The organism is Vagococcus fessus (assembly GCF_003987565.1).
Taxonomy (GTDB): domain Bacteria; phylum Bacillota; class Bacilli; order Lactobacillales; family Vagococcaceae; genus Vagococcus_D; species Vagococcus_D fessus.
Map to the genome: position 1 here is coordinate 55,070 of NZ_NGJY01000004.1, position 25,418 is coordinate 80,487.

At 34.9% G+C, this 25,418-nt stretch carries 21 protein-coding genes; 19 read left to right on the forward strand and 2 right to left on the reverse strand.

The window, feature by feature from the left end; translation table 11 throughout:
• Nucleotides 1–4: 4 nt before the first annotated feature.
• Nucleotides 5–724 (reverse strand): helix-turn-helix domain-containing protein, encoded by a 720-nt coding sequence (locus CBF31_RS09450; RefSeq protein WP_126832415.1) that lies wholly within the window; start codon nucleotides 722–724, stop codon nucleotides 5–7.
• 251 nt (nucleotides 725–975) lie between these two features.
• Here CBF31_RS09450 and CBF31_RS09455 point away from each other — a divergent pair, with 251 nt between their 5' ends.
• The 19 genes from CBF31_RS09455 (at nucleotide 976) to rlmD (ending at nucleotide 23,169) form a co-directional block, all read left to right on the forward strand.
• Entirely contained in the window at nucleotides 976–2,604 is a 1,629-nt protein-coding gene (locus CBF31_RS09455) for an extracellular solute-binding protein (protein ID WP_126832417.1), read from the forward strand.
• 72 nt (nucleotides 2,605–2,676) lie between these two features.
• Nucleotides 2,677–3,372, forward strand: a complete 696-nt coding sequence (locus tag CBF31_RS09460) for a YesL family protein (protein ID WP_126832419.1) — start codon at nucleotides 2,677–2,679, stop codon at nucleotides 3,370–3,372.
• 3 nt (nucleotides 3,373–3,375) lie between these two features.
• Complete coding sequence (locus CBF31_RS09465; RefSeq protein WP_126832421.1) at nucleotides 3,376–4,317, forward strand: ABC transporter permease; 942 nt, start codon at nucleotides 3,376–3,378, stop codon at nucleotides 4,315–4,317.
• Nucleotides 4,318–4,328: 11 nt separating this feature from the next.
• A complete protein-coding gene (locus tag CBF31_RS09470; RefSeq protein ID WP_126832423.1) occupies nucleotides 4,329–5,216 on the forward strand; it encodes a carbohydrate ABC transporter permease in 888 nt (295 codons plus the stop codon).
• 23 nt (nucleotides 5,217–5,239) lie between these two features.
• The gene (locus tag CBF31_RS09475; RefSeq protein ID WP_126832425.1) at nucleotides 5,240–6,385 is read left to right on the forward strand and encodes an exo-beta-N-acetylmuramidase NamZ family protein; all 1,146 of its coding nucleotides are present in this window, start codon (nucleotides 5,240–5,242) and stop codon (nucleotides 6,383–6,385) included.
• Nucleotides 6,386–6,400: 15 nt separating this feature from the next.
• Nucleotides 6,401–6,874 (forward strand): GNAT family N-acetyltransferase, encoded by a 474-nt coding sequence (locus CBF31_RS09480; protein ID WP_126832427.1) that lies wholly within the window; start codon nucleotides 6,401–6,403, stop codon nucleotides 6,872–6,874.
• A 17-nt stretch (nucleotides 6,875–6,891) separates the two neighbouring features.
• On the forward strand, nucleotides 6,892–8,445 hold the full coding sequence (gene nagZ, locus CBF31_RS09485; RefSeq protein ID WP_126832429.1) for a beta-N-acetylhexosaminidase: 1,554 nt from the start codon (nucleotides 6,892–6,894) through the stop codon (nucleotides 8,443–8,445).
• Between the two features lie 24 nt (nucleotides 8,446–8,469).
• The gene (gene anmK, locus CBF31_RS09490) at nucleotides 8,470–9,603 is read left to right on the forward strand and encodes an anhydro-N-acetylmuramic acid kinase AnmK (RefSeq protein WP_245977954.1); all 1,134 of its coding nucleotides are present in this window, start codon (nucleotides 8,470–8,472) and stop codon (nucleotides 9,601–9,603) included.
• Nucleotides 9,604–9,630: 27 nt separating this feature from the next.
• Complete coding sequence (locus CBF31_RS09495; RefSeq protein WP_126832433.1) at nucleotides 9,631–10,488, forward strand: MurR/RpiR family transcriptional regulator; 858 nt, start codon at nucleotides 9,631–9,633, stop codon at nucleotides 10,486–10,488.
• Between the two features lie 84 nt (nucleotides 10,489–10,572).
• Nucleotides 10,573–11,463, forward strand: a complete 891-nt coding sequence (murQ, locus tag CBF31_RS09500; RefSeq protein WP_126832435.1) for an N-acetylmuramic acid 6-phosphate etherase — start codon at nucleotides 10,573–10,575, stop codon at nucleotides 11,461–11,463.
• A gap of 174 nt (nucleotides 11,464–11,637) precedes the next feature.
• Complete coding sequence (locus CBF31_RS09505) at nucleotides 11,638–11,838, forward strand: cold-shock protein (RefSeq protein WP_126832437.1); 201 nt, start codon at nucleotides 11,638–11,640, stop codon at nucleotides 11,836–11,838.
• 192 nt (nucleotides 11,839–12,030) lie between these two features.
• A complete protein-coding gene (pcrA, locus tag CBF31_RS09510) occupies nucleotides 12,031–14,301 on the forward strand; it encodes a DNA helicase PcrA (RefSeq protein WP_126832439.1) in 2,271 nt (756 codons plus the stop codon).
• Nucleotides 14,302–14,321: 20 nt separating this feature from the next.
• Complete coding sequence (gene ligA, locus CBF31_RS09515; protein WP_126832441.1) at nucleotides 14,322–16,346, forward strand: NAD-dependent DNA ligase LigA; 2,025 nt, start codon at nucleotides 14,322–14,324, stop codon at nucleotides 16,344–16,346.
• Complete coding sequence (locus tag CBF31_RS09520; RefSeq protein ID WP_245977956.1) at nucleotides 16,339–17,430, forward strand: CamS family sex pheromone protein; 1,092 nt, start codon at nucleotides 16,339–16,341, stop codon at nucleotides 17,428–17,430. The genes ligA and CBF31_RS09520 overlap by 8 nt, the downstream gene beginning before the upstream one ends.
• A 30-nt stretch (nucleotides 17,431–17,460) precedes the next feature.
• Entirely contained in the window at nucleotides 17,461–17,766 is a 306-nt protein-coding gene (gene gatC / locus CBF31_RS09525; protein ID WP_126832445.1) for an Asp-tRNA(Asn)/Glu-tRNA(Gln) amidotransferase subunit GatC, read from the forward strand.
• On the forward strand, nucleotides 17,766–19,232 hold the full coding sequence (gene gatA, locus CBF31_RS09530) for an Asp-tRNA(Asn)/Glu-tRNA(Gln) amidotransferase subunit GatA (RefSeq protein WP_126832447.1): 1,467 nt from the start codon (nucleotides 17,766–17,768) through the stop codon (nucleotides 19,230–19,232). Before gatC ends, gatA begins: the two co-directional genes overlap by 1 nt.
• Nucleotides 19,232–20,662 carry an Asp-tRNA(Asn)/Glu-tRNA(Gln) amidotransferase subunit GatB gene (gene gatB, locus CBF31_RS09535; RefSeq protein WP_126832449.1) on the forward strand — a complete coding sequence of 477 codons (1,431 nt, stop codon included), beginning with the start codon at nucleotides 19,232–19,234 and terminating at the stop codon, nucleotides 20,660–20,662. Before gatA ends, gatB begins: the two co-directional genes overlap by 1 nt.
• Before the next feature lie 31 nt (nucleotides 20,663–20,693).
• Nucleotides 20,694–21,710, forward strand: a complete 1,017-nt coding sequence (locus CBF31_RS09540) for a diacylglycerol kinase (protein WP_126832452.1) — start codon at nucleotides 20,694–20,696, stop codon at nucleotides 21,708–21,710.
• A 94-nt stretch (nucleotides 21,711–21,804) separates the two neighbouring features.
• Nucleotides 21,805–23,169: a 23S rRNA (uracil(1939)-C(5))-methyltransferase RlmD gene (gene rlmD / locus CBF31_RS09545; RefSeq protein WP_126832454.1), complete on the forward strand. Its 1,365-nt coding sequence runs from the start codon at nucleotides 21,805–21,807 to the stop codon at nucleotides 23,167–23,169.
• An 80-nt stretch (nucleotides 23,170–23,249) separates the two neighbouring features.
• On the opposite strand, the gene CBF31_RS09550 is transcribed toward rlmD, so the two are convergent.
• Complete coding sequence (locus CBF31_RS09550; protein WP_126832456.1) at nucleotides 23,250–25,406, reverse strand: LTA synthase family protein; 2,157 nt, start codon at nucleotides 25,404–25,406, stop codon at nucleotides 23,250–23,252.
• Nucleotides 25,407–25,418: the final 12 nt, after the last annotated feature.

Consider the following 25,418-nt stretch of genomic DNA (forward strand, 5'->3'; position numbering starts at 1 on the left):
GAGCCTACAGGCTCTTATTTTTTTTTTGAGAACGTCTATATTCTGAAGGTGTTAGGTGGAAAAAATTTTTAAATAGTTTATTAAAATATGAAGAATTTTCAATGCCAATGATTTTTGAGATAGTGGTAATTTTCATGGTCGAATTAACTAAAAATTCACTAGCTACAATGAGACGATGTTCTGTAATGTAGTTGGAAAGAGTTTTACCAACTTCTTTTTTAAAAAGACTACTCAAATAGTTAGGTGATAAATATACTTTCGCTGCTAGGCTATCTAAATTCAGGTCTTTATGAAAATCTGTTTGAATCAGATTGATTACTGTATTAATTACTTCAGAATAACCATTGTTTTGTTTGACTTGAGCAATTGGTAGGTGCTGAATACAACGAATTAATTCTTCATTTTTAAGTGGTTTAACTAAATAGTAACTAATATGGTATGGAATTAATGATTGTAACTGTTTAAAATTTTGCTCATGACTGACAATAACGATAGGCGTTTTTGAGTTTAGTTGTCTATAAGATTTGATAAATGTTTCACCAGATGACAAAGGAAATGTTAATTCTGTCATGATGATGTCGAAACAGTCTTGCTGAATTAAATTTAGAGCTTCAGTTATTGAAGCAGCCTCAACAAGCGAAATAGTACTATTGATTTTACTTAAGCGTTGGATGAGAGTTTGTCTCTCTGAATAATCATTATCAATTATTAGTAATTTAGTCATATTATCCTCCAGAGTAGAAAACTAGTTATTATTAGTATCATATCGGTTATCCCCATTTATGTAAACGTTTTTAAAGTTATTGAGAAATAAAATTTCGTACATATAGGGTCAATTCATAAAAAAATATAACGAATCGTAAGAAATTATTATATATATCCTTGTGTAAAACGCTTACAATGTATTTGAGCATAAAATAAAAGTCAATGATTTTTATTGTTTTTATGTAACAAAATTTCAAAGGGGTAGTGGAGATGAAAAGTAAGAACAAATTAGTTTTAGGTGCTTTGATTTGTACTGGATTTTTGTTAACGGCTTGTGGTGGAGGAAAAGATGTTTCAAAAGGAAATGAAAGTGAGTATAAACCTTATGGTAAATATGATGATACTGTGACATTTACTATGGGTAAAAATCAACGTGATGTTTCTACTTTACCGAAAGGTCAAACTCAAGAAGACAATTTTGCTTCACAATATCTACTTGAAGAAGGAAACATAAAAATGAAGATTGATTGGGAGGCAGCAAACTTTACGCAAAAAGTCTCACTAGCGACATCAACTGGCGAAATTCCAGATGTTATGATTGTTGGAGAAGATCAGTTTAAGGAATTAGCGGACAACGGGTTACTTCAAGATTTATCTAAGGCTTATGAAAAGGCAGCCTCGGATGATATCAAAGAGCGTATGGATTCTTATGATTTTGATGCTTTAGAATATGGTAAAGTAGATGATCAATTATTAGGGATACCTGCGCCTTATTATTACTATGAACAAACGTTAACTTGGATTAGAAAAGACTGGTTAGATAAAGTTGATGCTAAATTACCGACAAACTTAGATGAGTTATATGATTTAGCTAAGTTGTTTGTAGAAAAAGATTTAGCTGGAAATGGTAAGACAGTAGGAATATTACCTAATGATAAAGTAGCCGGTGTTTTTGGTGAAAGTTATGACTTAGCTCCGATTTTCAATCAATATAATTCTTACCCTCGTCAATGGATTGAAAAAGATGGAAAAGTTGAATATGGGAGTATCCAACCTGAAACTAAGGATGTTTTAGGTAAATTAAGTGAATTATATAAAGATGGTGTTATTGATAAACAATTTGCTGTTAGAACGTTGGAAGAACGTCAAGGATTAGTTGCAGATTCATTAGGTATTCAATTTGCACCATTCTGGACGACTTTAACAGATATGAAAGAAACGATTAAATCAAATCCAGAAGCAGATTGGATTCCTTGTGCGATTCCACTGAAAACTGGGGAGAAAACACAAAGTTTCTATGCGAAACCTATTATCAACTACTTAGTTGTAAGAAAAGATTATGAACATCCAGAAGCTATTATGAGGGCCATGAATCTTTCTTATGATTTTAGATGGTCAAATACTGAAGAAGCACGTAAATTTAGAGATGATAAATTAGGTAAAGGTGTGGACTGGCCTTGGGGCTTTGTACCTGTTGAATTAGATGTTCGTTTTGCAAAAAATAACCAAGATGATAGTAGAGCAGTAGCTAAAGCGTTGGAGACTGGTAAAACAAAAGATTTATCACCAAGAATGATCCCTACGTATGAAGCAGGTAAAAAATATTTAGAAAAAGGGACAGCAGATCCAGATTCATGGGGTACATATAAACAGTATGTTGAAGGATTAGGTATTTCTTCAAATGAAGAAATCAATGAGTATCATCACATGGCTTTTTATGGCAAAACTAAAGGAATGAAAACAAAATGGGCTAACCTTGAAAAAATTGAAGATGAAACATTCTTGAAGATTATTACAGGTGAAAAATCATTAGATGAGTTTGATAAGTTTGTGAAACAATGGAAATCAATCGGTGGAACTGATATCACAGAAGAAGTAAATAAAGAGGTTTCAAAATAATTAAACGCTAAACGTATTGCTAATGGGGAATTTTCTTCATTAGCAATAGTTTTAAAGAGAGGAGTTGTTAATGTGCTGGAGAAACTTGACATTAGTCAAAAAATAGGAGTATTAAGTAGCGTTATCCACGTTTTGTTCATAACAAATCTCTTAACAAGTGTGATGATTAGCCCTTTTTTATTTCATTTATGGTTTGTATCTGTAGAAAGTCAAACAGTTATAACTTATTTTATTAGTTTGCTAACAGTAACACCAGCTCTTACAGCTGCAGTCTACACCATTTGGAAACATATAGTTGGCTCTAATAATTCTGTCTTTAAAAATTATATAAAAGCTTATAAGAATAATTTTAAACAGTCTTTTGTAATTGGTGCTGCGCAGTTAGTTTTAGCTAGTATATTTCTTTATGATTTTTTATACATTCAGTCTAGACCAGAAATTAGCAAATTGTGGTTGATTCCAGTTGTAATATTCCTTTTTTTTATTACATCGAGTTATATCTACCAATTAATTCTGATTGCACGTTTCGATACCAAAAGTGGTCAATTGTTAAAAAATTCATTGGTAGTAAGTATAAAAAATTATAAACAAACATTTATAAATATGTTAATACTGTTAGTTATTTATATTATGCTAAATGCTATTCCAAACTCACTAAAAGTACTGCTTTTAATGAGTGTCACAATTTATATAGTGCTGCTTAATATGAAACCAACTATTCTTGATTTAGAAAAAATTAGTGAGAAAAATCAGATAGGAGAGTGTTAATAGATGAAAAAACTTTTATCGCAGAGTGAAAAATCAACGAAAAAATCTGTAAAAAAACGTAATCGAAAAACAGAAAGTTATTATCACTTAATGTTATTACCAGGGATGATTCTTTTGTTTATTTTTCATATCGTTCCAATGTTTGGAATAGTTATGGCTTTTCAAGATTATATTCCAGCGAAAGGAATATTCGGTTCTGATTGGGTGGGACTAGAACACTTTCGATATATGTTTCAATTGCCAGATAGTAAGCAAATCTTTTTAAATACGATAATAATCGCAGTTGGAAAATTATTATTAGGTATGATTGTTCCTATTTTCTTTGCTTTATTATTAAATGAAGCTAAATTGACTTGGTTTAAGAAAACAGTTCAAACCATTGTTTATTTGCCTAACTTTTTATCATGGGTAGTTCTGGGAACTGTTATTTCTATGATTTTTTCATATGATGGTATGTTTAATAATTTATTGAGTGCATTAGGTTTAGAACGAATTATGTTTTTAGCAAGTAATACCTGGTTCAGACCACTTCTTATTGTGACAGATGTATGGAAAGGGTATGGTTATGGCACAATAATCTACTTAGCTGCACTGACAGCTATTAATCCAGCTTTATACGAGTCGGCTGCTATGGATGGTGCAAACAGGTGGAAACAGATGTTAAATATTACACTACCCGCGATTCTCCCAACCATTGTTTTACTAGCAACACTTAACTTAGGGAATGTTTTAAATGCTGGATTTGACCAAGTTTTTAATTTATATAATCCAATTGTTTATCAAACAGGAGATATTATCGACACATTTGTGTATCGAATGGGATTAGTAGATATGCAATACTCATTTGCCGCTGCGGTAGGATTATTGAAATCAGTTATTAGTTTTGGTTTGATTGTTTTGTCATATAAGATGGCTGATAAATTTGCAGGATATAGAATTTTTTAGGAGGGATTGGCATGGTACAATCAAAAACACTAAGTTCAAGAATTATAACCGGAGTGATTTATGCGTTATTAATTATAGCAGCCTTTTTATCTTTGGCTCCGATTATCCATACAATAGCGATTTCATTTAGTTCAAGTGGAGCAGCAAGTAAAGGGGATGTAACCTTCTTACCTGTGAATTTTACGACGAATTCGTATAACAAAATTATTAATGATAAAAGTTTTTGGACAGCTTTTATGGTTTCTATCAAAAGAGTAATTTTAGGAGGAGGTTTAAATTTATTACTCGTTATTATGATGGCCTTTCCATTATCACGTACGACCAAACAATTTAAGTATCGAAATGTTTACATGTGGATTTTGATGTTTACTATGCTCTTTAGTGGTGGGATTATTCCTACTTATTTTATAGTGTCAAAATTAAAATTAATCAATACTTTATGGGCGCTTATCTTGCCAGGTGCTGTATCGGCTTACAATGTCATTTTGATGATGAACTTCTTTAGAGGAATACCAGATTCATTAGAAGAAGCCGCTATCATTGACGGAGCAAATCCGTTAACTGTCCTGATTAAGATTTTTTTACCAATTTCCTTGCCATCAATTGCAACAATCACTTTGTTTACGATAGTAGGACATTGGAATAATTTCTTTGATGGTTTAATTTACATTAATGATCAAGCTAAAATCCCATTACAAACATATTTACAACAGTTAATTATTAGTCGGACAGGGACAGAACAATTAACTGCAGAAGAAATGGTTGCGATGTCGTCGGTATCTTCATTAACGTTGGATGCAGCGAAAATACTAGTTTCCATGATTCCGATTTTATTAATTTATCCTTTAATGCAACGATTTTTAATTAGTGGTTTAGTTTTAGGTTCAGTTAAAGAATAGTGGTATTGAAAGGAGCGATCTATATGGCTGTGTTAAATGGAATTGACCGACTTGATTATTACGAGGAACTTTTTAAAGGGAAACGATTAGGTGTTATTGCTTCTAGTGCAAGTGTAGATAGTGATTTTAACTCAACAGTTGATTTATTAGCAGAGCGATTTGATGTTAGAGCATTATACGGACCGGAGCATGGGATTCGTGGAGACCAAGGGGCCGGTGAGATGGTAGAAGATTACATCGACATGAAAACTGGAATCCCAGTTTATAGTCTCTACCGTAAAGATTCTAAACGATTCACTCCAGAGTTGTTAGAAGGCGTAGATGCTGTAGTTTACGATATTCAGGATGTTGGTGTCAGATATTATACATTTATTTCGACAATGATTTATGCGTTAGAAGATTGTCAAAAATATGGGAAAGAACTAATAATTTTAGATAGAATTAATCCTTTAGGGGGTGCAATTGTTGAAGGTAACCTATTAGATGAGGAATTCAAAAGTTTTGTAGGAGCCTACTCCTTACCTAACCGCTATGGTTTAACCATAGGGGAACTAGCTAAAATGGTAAATGAAGAACAACAGATCAACTGCAATTTATCAATAGTACCTTGTAAAAATTGGGATAGAAATTCTATTTTTAATGAGACTAGTCGTTTATGGATGATGCCTAGTTTAGGTTTGCCAACTTTTGAAACAGCTTTTAGTTATGTAGGGACATGTTTATTTGAAGGGACAAATATATCTGAAGGACGTGGAACGACATGCCCCTTTATAATGATTGGGGCTCCGTTTATTAAGGCCTCTGAGCTTGTTACAAATTTAAAGGTATTAAAATTAAAAGGAATTTATTTTACGGAAGCATATTTCACGCCTACTTTTTCTAAACATCAAGGGAAATATTGCGAGGGTGTTCATTTACATTTTTCAGATTACCATCAAGTGTCCCCTTTAAAAATAGGACTTATTTTATTAGATATGATTAAAAAGATGTATCCGAATGAGTTTGAATTTGTACCACCGTATAGTCCAACAGGTAAACCTTTTATTGATTACTTATCTGGAAGTTCTCTTTTTACAGATCAAGAAAATACTTACGAAATGATAATTGAAAAGAATCATCAAGATTCTTTGACGTTTAAAAAAAGAAAAGAGGCTTTTCATTTATATTAGTGAGGAGGAATAATCATGACAGATATGCTTGTGAATTTACGTGAAGTGAAGTTGGATATGGTTTTAGAAGAAGAGCTTTTAAAAAGCAATATCAAAGTGATTCGAGCGATTGCTCCAGATAAAAAAAGAATTGTGGAGTGGGTAGAACGTAATTCTTCACAATATGCATCATCAGAATGTGAAGTTTCTTTCTCGAATCATCCAATTTCTTGCTTTATAGCTATTAAGGATAATGATTTGATAGGTTATGCTTGTTATAATGCAACAGCTCTTAATTTTTTTGGTCCAACACGAGTTTTAGACGAGGTGCAAGGCCTAGGTGTTGGAAAACTACTTTTGCAGAAAAGTTTATTGGCGCTGCATCATGAAGGTTATGAATATGGCATTATTGGTGGGATAGGTCCTCAAAAGTTTTATGAAAAAGTAGTTAATGCAAGAGTAATCGAAAATTCATCACAATCAATTTATGATGATTTTCTTAAAAATTAACTGAGGGAGGTGTCGAAATGAAATCTAAAGAGGCATTAAAGAAACGTGTAGGTCAGTTATTTAGCGTAGGGTTTGAAGGTCAAATAGTTACGGATGAGATTAAAACATTAATTCATGATTATCATGTTGGTAGCATCGTATTATTTTCTCAGAATATAACATCCAAATCTCAAGTTATGGGATTAACGGCAGCTTTACAAAATGAAGCAAAGTTAGCAGGTTACGAGAGACCTTTACTTATCAGTATTGATCAAGAAAATGGTGTTGTGAGTCGAATGCCAAATGATGTAAGAGAATTCCCAGGGGCCATGCTTTTAGGAGCAACGAAAGAACCAAATAATGCAGAAACGTCTTATTATTACAGTGCATTAGAGTTAAAAGAAATGGGAATAAATTGGAATTTAGCACCAACATTAGATATCAACAATAACCCTAAAAATCCAGTTATTGGAGTACGTTCATTTGGTGAAACGAAAGAACAAGTGGCATTGTTTGGTTCGGCTGCTATTAAAGGAATCCAAGCTGCTAAGGTTATCGCAACAGCCAAACATTTTCCTGGTCATGGTGATACTTCGGTTGATTCACACTTAGATTTACCTGTTATTAATACAACGCTTGAACAGCTAAGAGAAAGAGAACTATACCCATTTGAAAAGGCGATTGAAGCAGGTGTTGAGACAATTATGACGGCTCATGTTTATTTTCCATCTATTGAAGAGAATAACAGACCTGCTAGTTTGTCAAAGAGAGTGATGCAAGAGTTACTACGTGAAGAATTAGGTTTTAATGGCGTTATTATAACAGATAGCTTGGGTATGAAAGCTATTGCTGATAAATATGGTGTAGCTAAAGGTGCAGTAGAGGCTTTAAAATCGGGTGCTGATATGGCGATGGTTTCTCATGTTTATCAAGACCAGATAGAGGCACTAGATGCTGTGGTAGAAGCAGTAGAGTCAGGAGAACTAGATAATCAATCTATTGAAAAATCAATAAGGCGTCTATCAGAATTGAAAGAAAAATATGCTCTTAAAACTAGTTCAAAAGAAGCTAAAAAATTATCATGTGAAGAATTGGCCAATCTGTTTTCACGGGGAATTACGGTTGTAAAAAAGACAACTGATTTTCCTTTTGACGGTGAAGCTAATCAAAAAGCTTTGTTGGTTTTACCTGAAATATTGAACTTAACAGGAATTGAAGAGGAAAATGAAAAAGAACGATTTATTACTTCTAAATTAAGAGATACAAACTATTGTTGGTCGGAAGAGACTTTAACTGCTGAGAATTTTGAAGGCCTAATAAAAAAATCAAATCAATTCGATTTGGTCGTTATTGGTACGATTAATCTAAAAGATACATCAGAACATGCAGTTCGCTTATGTAAAGAACTAAAGAAGCACCCTAATTTGGTTGTGGTAGCATTAAGAAATCCTTATGATTTAAATTATTTGCCTAAAGAAATTGAAACATATGTGACAACTTATGAATTTTCGACAACGGCAATTCTTTTAGCTCTAGAAGGTATTGTAGGTTTAAGAAATTTGGAAGGAAGCCTCCCTGTAACGGTTGGATAAAAATGAATAGATAGTGGGGATATTATGTATGTGATTGGTTTGATGTCAGGTACAAGTATGGATGGTGTTGATGTTGCACTTGTTAATATCGAAGGTGTAAATGAGACAACAAAGGTTGAATTAATAGAGTTTGTGACATATCCTTTTGCAAGAGATTTAAAATCTAAAATAATGACTCAGTTAACAGATAAAAAAGCAACAGTATCAGGGATTTGTAGCTTAGATTTTGAATTAGGCGCTTATTTTGCTAAGGCTGTTATAAAACTTTGTCAGCTGAGCCATAAAGATGTAACTGAAATTGAATTTATCGCGTCCCACGGGCAGACGTTATATCATCTACCAACCCCTAAGGATTCAAAATATGTCGCTTCGACATTACAACTTGGGAATGCATCTGTTTTGGCAGAAAAAACGGGAATAACAGTTATTTCTGATTTTCGTTCAAGAGATATTGCTGTGGGAGGTCAAGGAGCCCCCATTGTACCTTTGACGGAAGCTTTATTGTATCGAGAGAAAACTAAAACCATGCTTTTTCAAAATATAGGTGGGATAGGTAACGTAAGTATTTTTCTTAAAGACAGCCCTAATGAAAAATGTGTGGCTTTTGATACCGGACCAGGGAATATGATGATTGATGAAGTCGTGCGACGATTTTATGGAAAAGAATATGATAAAGGTGGAGAGATTGCTGCTAAAGGAAAAGTAAATCATGGCATACTTTCAATGCTATTACTACATCCATATTTCAAGGAACTGATACCTAAGACGACAGGTAGAGAAGTATTTGGATCCCAATTTGTTGATGAGATATTATCTAGATATATATTGTGTCCTGAAGATTGGGTAGCCACTCTAACAGCATATACGGCTGAAAGTATTATTTTAGGTGTGGAGGAGTTTTTACAGGGGGATGAAGAAAAAGAGTTAGTGATAGCTGGTGGAGGTAGTCGTAATAAAACATTGTTAAGTTATTTGATAAGGGCTTTACCTAACGTAAACGTTGTCACTTTAGAAGAATTAGGAAATAATTCAGAGGCAAAAGAAGCTGTTGCTATGGCTGTATTAGGAAATCAAACCTATCATAAACAACCGGGTAATCTTCCGTCTGCAACAGGAGCAGGTAAAGCAGTTAGTTTGGGTTCTATTACCTATTATTAAAAGAGAGTGATTGAAGGGGCGAATAAAATGGGCTTAAATATTTTAGGCAGAATAGAAAGTGTTTTAGAGGATTTACCAAAATCTGAAAAAAAAATAGGATTATTTGTTAAAAGTAATCCACAACAAGTAATTGGCATGACGGCTAGTGAGCTTGCAAAAATGTCAGGATCAAGTCCGGCAACAGTCATTCGTTTTTGCAAAAGTATAGATGTCTCGAGTTATACTGAAATGAAAGTCCATTTATCCTCTGAGATTACCTCGCCCAGAATGATTGGATATTCAGATATTACTGAAAATGAATCTATCGAAGAAATTAAACAAAAATTACTTGGTAATGCCTATCAATCAATGATAGACACGGTTGAGCAATTGAATCATCAAAAAGTAGAAGAAGCTGTTGAAACATTAAGTGAGGCTCCAGTGATATACTTATATGGTGTAGGTGCTTCTCAATTGGTGGTCGCTAATATTTTGCAAAAATGGTCAAGGATAGGTAAAGTAGTTATATTTCATGATGATTTTCATACCTTACTCCCTTCTATTTTAACGGCACCTAAAGGATCGGTTTTATGGGTAGTGTCTAATTCTGGAGAAACAGTGGAAGTGTTGAATATGGTTAAAGTGGCTAAAGATAATAATTTAAAAACGATTGGGCTAACACAGTTCGGAACAAATAGTTTAACAGAATGTGTGGATATTCCTGTTCAAACAGTTAAAGTTAAAGAAGCGGTTATTCGTAGTGCCGCAACAAGTTCGTTACATGCTCAGTTTATGATAGTTGATATCATATTTTTTGCCTATGCCTCTCGCCGATTAGAAGAAAATAGTGACTATATAAAAAAATCACGAGATATTATTAATAAGATTAGTAAAAAATCGAAATAGGGAGCGAGCTACTAGTTTGATAGCCTTTAACTATTACTATTTTTACTAGTGACATCATGAAATTATTATTAAGGAGAGTATTGAATGGAATTAGAAAAGTTAATAACTGAAACTAGAAATTCTAATACAATGGATTTAGATCAGCTTAGTATAAAAGATGTTGTAAAAATAATGAATGAAGAAGATAAAAAAGTACCGTTAGCAATTGAATCGGAGATAGATAAAATTACAGAAGTTATTGAAAAAACAATACAGGCCTTTAATAAAGATGGTCGACTTATTTATATTGGAGCAGGAACAAGTGGACGTCTTGGGATTTTAGATGCTGCAGAGTGTGTGCCAACCTTTGGTGTTGAATCTACAATGGTTCAGGGCTTAATTGCAGGTGGTGAAGAAGCTATGACCGTTGCTATAGAAGGTGCAGAGGATTCTTTAATACTTGGAGAAGAGGATCTAAAGCATATTGATTTATCGTCAAATGATATGGTTATTGGTATTGCGGCAAGTGGTCGCACTCCGTATGTAATTGGTGGGTTAGACTATGCTAATGAAATTGGTGCAAGCACAGCTTCTATTTCTTGCAATAAAAACTCGGCTACTTCTGAACATGCTCAAATTGCAATAGAAATTGATGCGGGACCAGAAATTTTGACAGGTTCAACGCGTTTAAAAGCAGGTACAAGTCAAAAACTAGTTCTTAATATGATTTCAACAGGAGCGATGATAGGGATTGGAAAAGTTTATAAAAACTTAATGGTAGATGTTAAACCAACTAATTTAAAATTAATTGAACGCTCAAAGAAAATTATAATGGAAGCGACAGGGTGTAGTCATGATGCAGCAAGTGATTATTTTGAAAGATCAGAACAAGATGTCAAATTAGCTATAGTCATGTTACTAACCAATTCTCCTAAGAGAGAGTCAGAAGAAAAATTAATAAAAAATGCAGGCTTTGTTAGAAAATGTTTGATTTAGTATAAAATAAAGAAAGTGATTAATTAAGCGCTTGCACTAATTATTTTTGTGGAGTATAATGAATTTGTAATCGAGGTTTTTACAAAGTTATAGTAACAAAAACAACTGTTTTTTTCTAATGTAGCTGTAAGAATGTCTTGATACAAAGAAAAGTATAAATGGAGGTTCTATTCAATGGAACAAGGTAAAGTGAAATGGTTTAACAACGAAAAAGGGTTTGGATTTATCGAAATCGACGGACAAGATGATGTATTTGTACATTTCTCAGCTATCCAAGGCGACGGATTCAAATCATTAGAAGAAGGTCAAGAAGTTGAATTTTCAGTAGTTGATGGTGACAGAGGTCCTCAAGCAGCTGACGTTACTAAACTTTAAGATTTAATTCCAATCATAATTAATAAAAGTAACCTACTCTTTAGGGAGAAGGTTGCTTTTTTTTGTGTCTTTACTAGTTTTTTAAAGAAGTTTTTCAGAAAATTTGCTATAATAGAAGAGATTGAAAAAAGACGTTTCTTGGTCGTACTGACTACTGCAAAACGTAACAACTAGTGAAGAGGTGAAGTAGGCATGACAACACGAAATAGTTTGCTAAACGGTATGAATCCTATGCAAAGTCAAGCAGTACTAAAAACAGAAGGACCCTTACTTATTATGGCAGGGGCCGGTAGTGGAAAGACCCGAGTCCTAACTCACCGTATTGCTTATTTAATAACAGAAAAGAATATTAATCCTTGGAATATCCTTGCGATAACCTTTACCAATAAAGCTGCAAAAGAGATGAAAGAGCGTGTCAGTGGCTTACTAGAAGAAGGCGGAGAAGATGTTTGGGTATCAACATTTCACTCAATGTGTGTCCGTATGCTTCGTCGTGATATTGATTTAATTGGGTACAGTAAAAACTTTACGATAGTAGATAGCTCTGAACAGCAAACGTTAATGAAGCGTATCTTGAAAGAGAAAAATCTGGACCCTAAAAATTATAATCCACGTACAATTTTAGGTGCGATTAGTAATGCGAAAAATGAATTACAAACACCGGAGAAATATGCGGCCCTTCAAGGTGGTCACATTGAGAAAATAGTAGCTGACTGTTACGAAATGTATCAGAAAGAATTGCGTCGTAATCAATGTATGGATTTTGATGATTTGATCATGTTAACGATTCGTTTGTTTAATGAATCACCGGAAACATTAGAATATTACCAACGTAAATTTCAATACATTCATGTAGATGAGTATCAAGATACCAACCATGCACAGTATACTTTAGTTAATATGTTGGCTGCTCGTTTTAGAAATTTATGTGTTGTAGGGGATGCTGATCAAAGTATTTACGGTTGGCGTGGGGCTGATATGCAAAATATCTTAGACTTTGAAAAAGATTATGCAGATGCTGAAGTTGTTCTGTTAGAGCAAAATTACCGTTCAACTAAAAATATTCTAACAGCCGCTAACCATGTGATTAAAAATAATAGTCGCAGAAAAGCTAAAAAATTATGGACTGACAACAATGAAGGTCATAAAATCACGTATTATCGTGGTGAAACTGAACGCGACGAAACACAGTATATTGTTTCAATTATTCAAAAAGAAATGACTGAACATAAGCGTAAATTTGGTGATTTTGCTGTTCTTTATCGTACGAATGCCCAGTCTCGTGTTATGGAGGAAATGTTATTAAAAGCAAATATTCCATACAAAATGGTGGGAGGGCACAAATTCTACGACCGTAAAGAAATTAAAGATGTATTAGCTTACTTAAATTTAATTGCGAATCCAAGCGATTCACTGAGCATGGGGCGTATTGTAAATGAACCAAAACGTGGAATTGGGGCGACTTCTCTAGAAAAATTAAGAGGATTTGCAGACTTACACGATTGGTCATTGTTAGAAGCTGCTATCAATGTGGAACTGGCTAATATTGGTGGTAAAGCAGGCAAAGAATTAGCGGCTTTTGGAGCGATGATTCAAGATTTGCAAGATATGATACCATTCTTAACTGTGACGGAATTAGTTGAAGAAGTCCTGAAACGTAGTGGCTACGAACAAGCCTTGAAAGTTGAGAATACGCTTGAATCACAGACTCGTTTAGAAAATATTGAAGAGTTAAAATCTGTGACACAAGCTTTTGATAGAGAGTACGAAGCAACAGTGGAAGAAGATGATGATCCACGTGATAAGTTAACGTCATTTTTAAATGATTTAGCATTAGTTTCTGATTTAGATTCATTAGAAGAAGAAACATCACAAGTCACGTTGATGACACTTCACGCTGCCAAAGGATTAGAGTTTCCTGTCGTATTCTTACTAGGGTTGGAAGAGGGAGTATTCCCACTTTCTAGAGCCTTAATGGAAGAGAATGAATTAGAAGAAGAGCGCCGTTTGGCTTATGTTGGGATTACACGTGCTGAAGAGAAGTTGTTTATTTCGAATGCCCAATCTCGAACACTATATGGTCGCACGCAATATAACCGACCGTCACGATTTATTGAAGAAATTGATGGAGAGTTATTAGAATCAGTAGGTGCGGTTAATACGATGAACCGTCAACAATCAAGTTACTCAACAAGTAGTTCTCAAGCGCCTAGATTTGGTCAAACAGGGACAGCTAAACCAACATACCAACAGCCGGTTCAGAAAAAAGTAAGTGCTAAGGTAGCGTCAGGTGCAGAGTCTTCAGCTTGGAAATCAGGCGATAAAGTCTCTCATAAAAAATGGGGAACAGGAACTGTTGTTAAAGTTAGCGGTTCAGCTAAAGATATCGAGTTAGATATTGCCTTCCCTAGTCAAGGGATTAAACGATTATTAGCGGCGTTTGCTCCAATTGAAAAGATTTAGAAAACAGGAGGACTGGTTACGTGGAAAAAGAACAAGATAAACTCCGAATAAACGAGCTTCAATCTCGTTTATCACAATTGGCAAAAGCTTATTATGAAAAAGACCAACCCTTAGCAGAAGATCATGAGTATGACGCGTTGTATCATGAACTTGTACAATTAGAAGAAAAATATCCAGAATGGGTAACGCCTGACTCTATTACTCAGAGAGTAGGCGGCGAAGTCTCAACTGGGTTTACTAAAATTACACATGATTATCCAATGCTAAGTTTAGGGAATGCGTTTAATTTAGAAGACTTGAAAGCTTTTGAAGAACGTAATAAAAAAATAATTACTGGCCCAATTGAATATATGTGCGAACTTAAAATTGACGGTCTTGCGATATCGGTTAAGTATGATAACGGTAAGTTCGTTCAAGGCGCAACTCGTGGAGATGGTAAAATCGGAGAGGATATTACTGGTAACCTGAAAATGGTACAGTCGCTTCCGAAAGAACTTGCCTCTGATTTAACGATGGAAGTACGAGGCGAATGTTACATGCCTAAATCTTCTTTTATAAAACTCAATGAACAACGTGAACTAGATGGCAAGGAAGTTTTTGCTAATCCACGTAATGCTGCGGCAGGTAGCCTAAGACAATTAGATTCTAAAGTAGTTAAAGAGCGTGAACTAAGTGCTTTCTTATATGCTTCAGCAACACCTAAAGAATTAGGCGTGACGAGTCAATCAGCTGCTCTAGATGCACTGGATGAACTAGGTTTTTCGACAAATCAAGAACGAAAAATTTGTCACAGTATTGATGAGGTTTGGGACTATGTTCAAGAGTTTCAAGAAAAACGTCCATCTTTAGGCTATGAGATTGACGGGATTGTTATTAAAGTGAACAATTTCGAAGACCAAGAGAAAATAGGGTATACAGTCAAAGCGCCAAAATGGGCGATTGCTTACAAGTTCCCGGCAGAAGAAGCTGAGACAGTTGTAAAGGATATTGAATGGACACTTGGTCGAACAGGTGTGGTGACACCTACAGCTGTTATGAATCCGGTTCGTTTGGCGGGTACAACGGTTGCTAGAGCAAGTCTTCATAATATTGACTTGATAAAACAACGTGATATTCGACTAGGCGATCACGTTATGATTCATAAAGCGGGAGATATTATTCCTGAAGTATCTCGTGTGGTTCTATCCAAACGATTAGAAAATAGCGAGCCATATGAGGCGCCAACCCACTGTCCAGTATGTGCAAGTGAACTCGTTCATTTGGATGAAGAAGTAGCCTTACGTTGTATTAATCCAATGTGTCCGGCACAAATTAAAGAAGGCTTAAGTCACTTTGTCTCAAGGCAAGCCATGAATATCGATGGCTTAGGTCCTAGAGTACTGGAACAACTTTATGACAAAGGTTTAGTTAAAGACGTGGCTGATTTGTATAAGTTAACAGAAGAACAATTGTTAACATTGGATAAGGTAAAAGAAAAATCGGCTCAGAAATTACTTAAAGCGATTGAAGCAAGTAAAGAAAATTCATTAGAGAAGCTTCTTTTTGGCTTAGGCATCCGTCATGTTGGGGCAAAAGCTGCTCAAATTTTAGCTGAACATTTTAAAGGTATGATGTATTTGAAAGAAGCTAAAGTTGAAGATATCCAAAAAATCGATTCGCTAGGTACTATTATTGCAAATAGTGTCGTGACATATTTTGACAATGAAGAAGTTCACCTATTATTAGATGAATTAGCAGAACAAGGGTTGAATCTAAGTTATACAGGTATAACAAGTGAGGACTTAACGACTGTTGAATCGCCTTTCAAAGATAAAGTAATCGTATTAACAGGAACGTTGACACACTTTAAACGGACCGAAGCAAAACAAAAGATAGAAGCATTAGGCGGTAAAGTTACAGGAAGTGTTTCTAAAAAAACAGATATAGTAGTTGCTGGTGAAGAAGCTGGAAGTAAATTAGAAAAAGCGTTAGATTTAGGTGTAACAGTCTGGGATGAAAATCAGATGGTAGACGCGATTGAAGGGAGTATTAGTAGTGATGAATAAAAAAATAGTAGTGGGGGCATTGGCAACCGTTTTATTACTAACCGGTTGTGGTAATTTGAATACAACATCTAAAGCACCAGCTCAAAAAGCAGCTGAAAAAAATGCTGTTATGACAACAGGACGCTTAGATGGGGATTATTATCAAGCTATCTTAGAAGATGGGACCTATAAGACTAGTCCTGTAAGAGGTTTGTCACTAAATTTACTTAATAGTCATGAGAATTCTGCTAATCTAGATAAAGGATTATTAGATTTATCTAAAGAAGAATTTGATGTTGATCGGTATTTATTTCAAGAAGGCCAGTTTTTAACCCGTGAAGATATCTTGAATGCAGTTGAACGTAAATCTGAAGAAAATCCTAAAGGTTTAAATTCTAAGGATGATAAAAAACCTTATATTTTTCAACAAGTCATAGAACAAGATTATTTGGATAAGAAGACGAAGAAATTAAAAGGGATCAGCTTAGGGATAGCTTTAAATAAAGTAGATTATAGTGGTGAGGAACCTGTAGAGATTGATGATGAAGATATTGAAAAAGCAGGAAAAGAAGCAGCTGAAAAACTACTTGAAAAAATGCGAGATATTAAAGAAGTGGGCGATGTTCCAATTAAGATAGGTTTGTTTAAACAAGCAACTCAATATAATGTGGCTGGAGGCAGTTATTTTGCATCTGCTGTTAGTGAGAAAGGCGCAGAGCTCTCTGATTGGAAAGAAGTAGACGAAGAGCATGTTGTACTTGGCGTGAGCTCTAAAGATGGTAATGCTGCAACCAAGGATGGTTTTGATGCAAAATTCCAAGAGTTCAAATCAAATCTGGAAGACTTCTTCCCAAATAACAGTGGGGTATCGGGTGTTGCTCATTACCGTGATGGTGTATTGAGTAAAGCAGTAATTAAGATTGAAACAAAATACTTCAATGAAACTGAAATATTAAACTACACACAGTATGTCGCGCAGATGACAGGTTCAGTATTTAATGTACCAGGAACTGTCGAAGTTCAAATTAATTCGATTGAAGGACCACAAGGTTTTGTTAAAAAAGAAGTAGGTTCTAAAGAAGTATTTGCTCATGTGTTCAACTAAATAAGAATAACGAAAGAAAGAAGGGGTAGTATGGCAATTACAAGAGATGAAGTGAAGCACGTTGCTAAGCTTTCAAAATTAGCATTTTCAGATGAAGAATTAGACACATTAACAGATAAATTGGGAGACATTATTGAAATGGTAGAGCGTTTAGGTGACGTTGATACGGAAGGTGTTCCTGTTACAACTAATGTTATTCATGATATTAATGTAATGCGTGAGGATATAGCAGTAGAAGGAACAGATCGTGAGTTATTAATGCGTAATGTTCCAACATCAGGAGACGGTTATATCAAAGTCCCTGCTATGTTAGACAACGGGGAGGCTGGAGCATAATGACAGAGTTACATACAAAGAGTTTAAAAGAGTTGCAAGCGATGTTAGCTGCAAAAGAAATCACAGCAACAGATTTAACAAAAGCAACATTTGAGCGTATTAAAGCAGTTGAACCTAACATCGATGCCTTTATTACATTGAACGAAGAAAAAGCGTTAGCTCAAGCAGCTAAAATTGATGAAGAGGGTATCGAAGCAGGCAGCCTTGCTGGTATTCCAATTGGGATTAAAGATAATATCGTAACTAAAGATTTATTAACAACAGCTGCAAGTAAAATGTTATATAATTTTGACCCAATCTATGATGCAACAGTTATGGAAAAAATTTATGACGCGAACATGGTACCGGTAGGTAAACTTAACATGGATGAGTTCGCCATGGGCGGAAGTACGGAAACATCATACTTCAAGAAAACTAAAAATGCTTGGGACCAAACAAAAGTACCAGGTGGCTCTTCAGGTGGTTCAGCTGCTGCAGTAGCATCTGGTCAAGTTGTAGCTTCTCTAGGTTCAGATACAGGTGGTAGTATTCGTCAACCAGCAGCCTTTAATGGTATTGTTGGAATGAAACCGACTTACGGTCGTATTTCTCGTTATGGTTTAATTGCGTTTTCTTCAAGTTTAGACCAAATTGGGCCAATGACTCGTACAGTTGAAGATAATGCTATCTTACTTGAAGCTATTAGTGGATGGGACAAGAAAGACAGTACAAGTGCTCAATTAGAGGTTCCTAATTTTACTAAAGGAATTAATGATGGTGTTAAAGGGATGCGTATTGCTGTTCCTAAAGAATATATGGGAGAAGGTATTGCTCCTGGTGTACGTCAAGCGATTGATGACGCTATTGCGAAATATAAAGAATTAGGTGCAACAGTTGAAGAAGTAAGCTTACCGCATTCTAAATACGGGGTAGAAGTTTACTACATTATTGCGTCATCTGAAGCATCTTCTAACTTACAACGTTTCGATGGTATTCGTTACGGTTACCGTTCTGAAAATGTTAAAGACTTAGAAGATATTTATGTAAATTCTCGTTCTGAAGGATTTGGTTCAGAAGTGAAACGTCGTATTATGTTAGGAACATTCTCATTAAGCGCAGGATTCTATGATGCATATTTCCGTAAAGCAGGACAAGTTAGAACGTTAATTAAAAATGATTTTGATAAAGTATTTGAAGATTACGATTTAATCATTGCGCCAACAACACCGACAACCGCTTATGGTTTAGGTGAAAATATCACAGACCCAATCACAATGTATATGGGTGATATTTTAACAATACCAGTTAACTTAGCAGGGTTACCAGGTATGTCAATTCCTTGTGGATTCTCAGATGACATGCCAGTTGGGTTGCAAATTATTGGGAAAGCATTTGATGAAAGTACTATGTACCGTGCAGCTCAAGCATTTGAGCAAGCGACAGATCATCACAAAAAATTACCAACCATCTTAGGAGGGAGCAACTAATGAACTTTGAAACAGTCATCGGCTTGGAAGTCCATGTCGAATTAAAAACAGATTCTAAAATCTTTTCACCGACTCCCGCTCATTTTGGTGCGGAGCAAAATACGAATACTAACGTAATTGACTGGAGTTACCCTGGGGTACTACCAGTTGCGAATAAAACAGCGATTGAATACGGTATGAGAGCGGCAATGGCACTTAACTGTAACATTGCCAAAGATTCTCATTTTGACCGTAAAAATTATTTCTATCCAGATAATCCCAAAGCGTATCAAATTTCACAAGATGACCAACCGATTGGTTATGATGGCTGGATTGAAATCGAAGTAGAAGGTAAAAAGAAAAAAATTCGTATCGAACGTGTGCATTTGGAAGAAGATGCAGGTAAAAATATTCACGGTACAGATGGCTACTCTTACGTTGACTTAAACCGTCAAGGGACACCTTTAATTGAGATTGTGTCAGAAGCAGATATGCGCTCACCAGAAGAAGCCTATGCCTATCTAGATGCTATTCGTTCAATCATTCAATTCTCAGGCGTAAGTGATGTGAAATTAGAAGAAGGCTCAATGCGTTGTGATGCTAATATTTCACTACGTCCATACGGCCAAGAAGAGTTTGGCACAAAAGCTGAGCTTAAAAATCTAAACTCATTAAACAACGTTCGTAAAGGGTTAATCTTTGAAGAAAAACGCCAAGCAAAAGTTTTAATGTCAGGTGGCGAAATTCAACAAGAAACACGTCGCTATGATGATGCATCAGGTCAAACTATTTTAATGCGTGTTAAAGAAGGGGCAAGTGATTACCGTTACTTCCCAGAGCCTGATCTACCTGTTTTAGAAATTTCTGATGAGTGGATTGAAGAAGTTCGTGCCTCATTACCAGAGCTTCCAGAAGCTCGTCGTGCACGTTATACTAAAGAATTAGGATTACCTGATTACGATGCAATGGTTCTAACTTTATCTAAAGAGATGTCTGATTTCTTTGAAATTACTCTTGAAGAAGGTGCAGATGCCAAACAAGCCTCTAACTGGTTAATGGGTGAAGTATCAGCTTACTTAAACAGCAAGCATATTGAGCTTCACGATACAAAATTAACACCTAATAATTTAGCAGGCATGATTAACTTAATTGCTGATGGTACAATTAGTTCGAAAATGGCTAAGAAAGTCTTTAAAGAATTAATCGAAAACGGTGGCGATGCGAAAGAAGTAGTTGTCGCTAAAGGTTTAATTCAATTATCAGATCCGGCTCAATTATTACCAGTTATTAATGATATTTTATCAGCGAATGAACAATCTATTGAAGATTTTAAAAATGGTAAAGACCGTGCAGTTGGTTTCTTAGTTGGTCAAATTATGAAAGCAACAAAAGGCCAAGCTAACCCAGGTGTTGTTAATAAATTATTAATGGAAGAATTAGGCAAACGTTAAAGAATGTTGTCAAATGAAGGAGGCGTGAAAGATGAAAGCTAGAGTGATTTATAATCCAACATCAGGAAAAGAAGTCTTGAAAAAGAATTTACCAGATGTTTTAAACATTCTGGAATGTGCTGGTTATGAAGCTAGCGCCTTTGCCACAACTCCCGAACCAGATTCTGCAAAAAATGAAGCGGCTCGTGCTGCTTTGGCAGGGTTTGATTTGATTGTTGCCGCAGGGGGTGACGGTACGATTAATCAAGTGATTAATGGTATCGCCCCATTAGAAAATCGTCCACGTATGGCAATCTTGCCGGGTGGGACAACTAACGATTACGCAAGAGCGTTAAAAGTTCCGAGAGATAATATTTTAGAGGCAGCCCGTGTGATTGCCAAAGGTCAAACGGTTCGTATGGACATTGGTATGGCAAATGAAACTTACTTTATGAATATTGGGGCAGGGGGGTATTTAACAGAATTAACCTATGAAGTCCCATCACGTCTAAAAAGCGTTTTTGGTTACTTAGCTTACCTAGTTAAAGGAGCAGAAATGTTGCCTCGTGTTAAACCGATTAACATGCGATTAGTTTATGACGATGGAGAATACGTTGGACAAGCATCAATGTTTTTCCTTGGTTTAACTAATTCAGTCGGAGGATTTGAAAAAATCGCACCAAATGCTCAGTTGGATGATGGAAAATTCTCGTTGATTATTGTTAAGACAGCGAATCTTGTTGAAATTTTACATTTAGCGGCCTTAATGATTCACGGTGGAAAACATGTAGATGATCCGCGTATTCTATATATCAAGACATCTAAGTTATATGCAGAAACACTTGATGATGGTGTGGAAATGATGATTAACTTGGATGGTGAGTATGGTGGAGATGCACCAATGCAATTTACCAACCTACATCAACATATTGAAATGTTTGCTAATTTAGATGAGATATCAGATAATGCAGTAACAGGTCCAGTTGATGATGTTGTATCAGATGCTTTTGTCAAAGAAGTAGAGTTTTTAACAGATGAAGATATCAACGGAGATGGTCAAATTTCCTAATCTCTGTGCTTTGAGGAATCAGTACGATGTGTGACTGATTCCTTTTTATAAGAAATATAAGACAAAAAAATAACTAATAGAAGAGAGTATTATAATGAAAACATTACCCGTAGAAAAAAACCAGACACTTGTGGTTGAAATAATTGATTTATCACATGAAGGTTTAGGTGTAGCAAAAGTTGACAGATACCCATTATTTATCGAAAATACATTACCTGGTGAAGAAGCTGAAGTTTTAGTTCTTAAAGCTGGTAAAAAATTCGGTTACGCAAAAGTAACCAACTTATTAAAAGAAAGCAAAGATCGTGTTTCAGATATCAACGAAACATTAATTCGTACAGGTATTGCACCATTACACCATATGACGTATGACGCGCAATTAGCATTTAAAGAGCAACAAGTGTCAAATGTATTTAAACGTATTGCTAAAATGCCAGAAGTAAAAATTGAGTCAATCATTGGAATGGATAATCCAGTGGAATACCGTAACAAAGCGTCAATCCCTGTCCGTAAAGTAAACGGTGAATTAACAACTGGTTTCTTCCGTAAAAACAGCCATGACTTAGTAGCTTTAGAAGACTACTATATTCAAGATAAAAAAATTGATGAAGCCATTATTGTTGTTCGTGATGTTATGGAAAAATATGGTGTTAAAGCTTATATTGAGTCTGAAAATAATGGAAACTTACGTCATATCATCGTAAAACGTGGCCATTACTCACATGAAATGATGATTGTATTAGTGACACGTACACCAAAACTTTTCAATTATGAAAAAATGGTTCAAGAAATCCACCAACAATTACCAGAAGTGGTATCAATTGTTCAAAATATTAACCCAGATGCGACTAACGTTATCTTAGGTAAAACAAATAAAACATTATTTGGTCAAAACTACATTAAAGATGAGTTATTAGGTAAAACCTACCGTATCTCAGCTCAATCATTCTATCAAGTCAATACAGTTCAAGCTGAAAAATTATACCAAACAGCGATTGATTTTGCAGAATTAAAAGCAACAGATACTGTTATTGATGCCTACTGTGGTATTGGGACAATCGGTTTATCACTTGCTGATAAAGTAAAAGAAGTTTATGGTTTAGAAGTAAATCCAGATGCTATCTCAGATGCTAAAATCAATGCAAAATTAAATGATATTAATAATGTTAATTTTGAAGTAGGTAAAGCAGAATATGTTATGCCAGAATGGTTAGAAAAAGACATTCGCCCAGACGTTTTAATCGTTGATCCACCACGTAAAGGATTAGCAGCAAGTTTTATCGAAACAGCTGTAGAAATGGCACCTAAGAAAATTGTTTACGTATCATGTAATCCAGCAAGCCTGGCACGTGATTGTGAGTTATTAGGCGCGCAAGGTTATAAAGTTGAACGTGTGCAACCTGTTGATATGTTCCCACAAACTCCTCATGTAGAGTGTGTCGCTTTATTAACTAAATAATACTAAAACTATCCGCTGGTTAATCATTAGCGGATAGTTTTTATTTAAGAAGATAAAAAAGAAGCAAACTAAGTGTTAACTTAGTTTGCTTCTTTTTCGTGTTCTTTAGTATCAGCTTCAGTAGCTTCTGTTTGGAATTCTTCTGGGTGATACTCTTTGTATGATTTAGTCTCGTATAAATTAGTTGTTGATTTATTGCCATTTTGACTAAATACACTTGTAGATTTAGAACCTTTTTTCTTTTCTATTGCTTCAACTTGCTTTAGCTGTCCTTTGTAGTTGTAATCAGTTGGAACAACTTCTTTTAGACCACTATTATGGTAACGTAGTAAATCACCATTTGTTAGACTATCAGAAGTATCTAACTGTAGTCTTACTTTTGCTTTTAATTCATCAATCTTAGCTTGCTGTTCCTCAGTTGGTTCAGTAATTTGTTCGCCTGTATTGTTATCATAAATTTTATCTTTGACAACAGTATATAAAGGAGTCATGAAATTACCATTTCTAAAGGCTACCAATTGCTCGTTGTCTTTAGAGAATAAGTCTTGTCCAAGTAATAAGTATTTAGAATTGTCAATTCCGACTAGGTTTAATAATGTCGGTAACATATCGACTTGTCCGCCGAATGTTTTTTGGATACCCCCTTTTTCTTGTCCAGGAATATGGAACATAAGTGGGATACGTTGTAATTGTGCATTATCAAAAGAAGTCCAATCCTCAGCTGATTTCCCTAAAAGTTCAGCTAAATCAGGATTACGAGAATCAGATATACCATAATGATCACCATATAAGATAATCATAGAGTTGTCGTAAAGACCAGTTTTCTTCAAGTAGTTAAAGAATTCTTCAACAGATTTATCTAAATAGTTTGCTGTAGCAAAGTAGCCATTGATAGTCGCATCTTTTGTTTGTGCCAGTGGGAAACCAGCATCATCACCTTTTAATTGTGAATAAGGGTAATGATTTGATACAGCAATCATCTTAGTATAGAAAGGTTGTTGTAAGTGTTCTAAGTACTGCACGGATTGATTAAAGAATGGTTTATCATGTAAGCCATATTGGAATGAATTATTTTCATTTACATCATAGTAACTAGCATCAAAGAAGTAGTTATAACCTAAGTGTTTGTAAGTTTCGTTACGGTTCCAGAATGTACCAGTATTACCGTGGAATACGGCACTAGTATAGCCAGCTTCTTGACCTAAAATAGCTGGTGCGGCTTGGAATGTATTTTTACCACCTAATTGTGTGAATAGTGGTCCTTGGTTTAACCCAAAGAATGAATTTTCAATTAAGGTTTCAGCATCACTAGTTTTACCAGATTTAACTTGGTGGAACATGTTTTCAAAACTAAATGTTTCTTTGCTATGAAATAATTTATTTAAGAATGGTGTCACTTCATGTTCAACACCATTTTCATCTTTCAATTTATAGTCAATCATAAATTGTTGTAGACTTTCTAAATGGATATAGATAACATTTTTACCTTTAGCGATACCGAACATATCTTTATTAGGTTCAACACGGTGCTCTTTAACATAGTTTTCAATACTAACAACATCATTTTCGCTTGCTTGTGCACGTGTTTGATTAGCTTTGAAAGTTTGGACACCATCATAAGCTGTAAAAACGTTAATACCAAGGTACTTAACAATGTAATCTCTTGAGAATGTACGTTTTAAAAGTTCGGGACGACTAGCTTCAGCCATCGATAAGTTTCCTAAAAATAAGAAAACAGAACAAGTTGTGATTGCCATTGCGAAACGAGCACGAACAGGTCGGTCATCCACTTTAATTTTCTTAGTTGCAAGTAAAGCGATTAAGATAATTATATCTATGAAGTAAACTAGGTCATAGATACGGAATAGTTTAAAAGTAGCAGCACCAAGACCGGATGAAACTTTAGCAGCACCTAACATTGTATTAATCGTGATAAAGTCAGTAAATTCACGGTAGTAGGCAACATTTGAGAATAAAAGAATGGTTGCTAATGTGTAAAGTACTAACATGGTGATATAACTGGCTCGAGAGTTCTTTATATAAAGAGCCGCAGATAAGATAAAAATAGTTGTTGCAAATGGATTGATTAGTAAGATGAAGTATTGAAACGCATCTTCAACACCTAAATTAAAATCAAAGTTGTATGCAAAAATTGTTTTTACCCACATCAAGACAACAAGCAAGGCGAAGAAGCCAAAGCGTTTGTTTAACCAGTTAGGATAATAAGATTTTTTCAATTAAATAACTTC

Bases quoted from the DNA above. Each gene is read 5' to 3' on its own strand.
- CBF31_RS09450 (WP_126832415.1), bottom strand. From the start codon at position 724: ATGACTAAATTACTAATAATTGATAATGATTATTCAGAGAGACAAACT.
- CBF31_RS09455 (WP_126832417.1), top strand. From the start codon at position 976: ATGAAAAGTAAGAACAAATTAGTTTTAGGTGCTTTGATTTGTACTGGA.
- CBF31_RS09465 (WP_126832421.1), top strand. From the start codon at position 3,376: ATGAAAAAACTTTTATCGCAGAGTGAAAAATCAACGAAAAAATCTGTA.
- CBF31_RS09470 (WP_126832423.1), top strand. From the start codon at position 4,329: ATGGTACAATCAAAAACACTAAGTTCAAGAATTATAACCGGAGTGATT.
- CBF31_RS09475 (WP_126832425.1), top strand. From the start codon at position 5,240: ATGGCTGTGTTAAATGGAATTGACCGACTTGATTATTACGAGGAACTT.
- CBF31_RS09480 (WP_126832427.1), top strand. From the start codon at position 6,401: ATGACAGATATGCTTGTGAATTTACGTGAAGTGAAGTTGGATATGGTT.
- nagZ (WP_126832429.1), top strand. From the start codon at position 6,892: ATGAAATCTAAAGAGGCATTAAAGAAACGTGTAGGTCAGTTATTTAGC.
- anmK (WP_245977954.1), top strand. From the start codon at position 8,470: ATGTATGTGATTGGTTTGATGTCAGGTACAAGTATGGATGGTGTTGAT.
- CBF31_RS09495 (WP_126832433.1), top strand. From the start codon at position 9,631: ATGGGCTTAAATATTTTAGGCAGAATAGAAAGTGTTTTAGAGGATTTA.
- murQ (WP_126832435.1), top strand. From the start codon at position 10,573: ATGGAATTAGAAAAGTTAATAACTGAAACTAGAAATTCTAATACAATG.
- CBF31_RS09505 (WP_126832437.1), top strand. From the start codon at position 11,638: ATGGAACAAGGTAAAGTGAAATGGTTTAACAACGAAAAAGGGTTTGGA.
- pcrA (WP_126832439.1), top strand. From the start codon at position 12,031: ATGACAACACGAAATAGTTTGCTAAACGGTATGAATCCTATGCAAAGT.
- CBF31_RS09520 (WP_245977956.1), top strand. From the start codon at position 16,339: ATGAATAAAAAAATAGTAGTGGGGGCATTGGCAACCGTTTTATTACTA.
- gatC (WP_126832445.1), top strand. From the start codon at position 17,461: ATGGCAATTACAAGAGATGAAGTGAAGCACGTTGCTAAGCTTTCAAAA.
- gatA (WP_126832447.1), top strand. From the start codon at position 17,766: ATGACAGAGTTACATACAAAGAGTTTAAAAGAGTTGCAAGCGATGTTA.
- gatB (WP_126832449.1), top strand. From the start codon at position 19,232: ATGAACTTTGAAACAGTCATCGGCTTGGAAGTCCATGTCGAATTAAAA.
- CBF31_RS09540 (WP_126832452.1), top strand. From the start codon at position 20,694: ATGAAAGCTAGAGTGATTTATAATCCAACATCAGGAAAAGAAGTCTTG.
- rlmD (WP_126832454.1), top strand. From the start codon at position 21,805: ATGAAAACATTACCCGTAGAAAAAAACCAGACACTTGTGGTTGAAATA.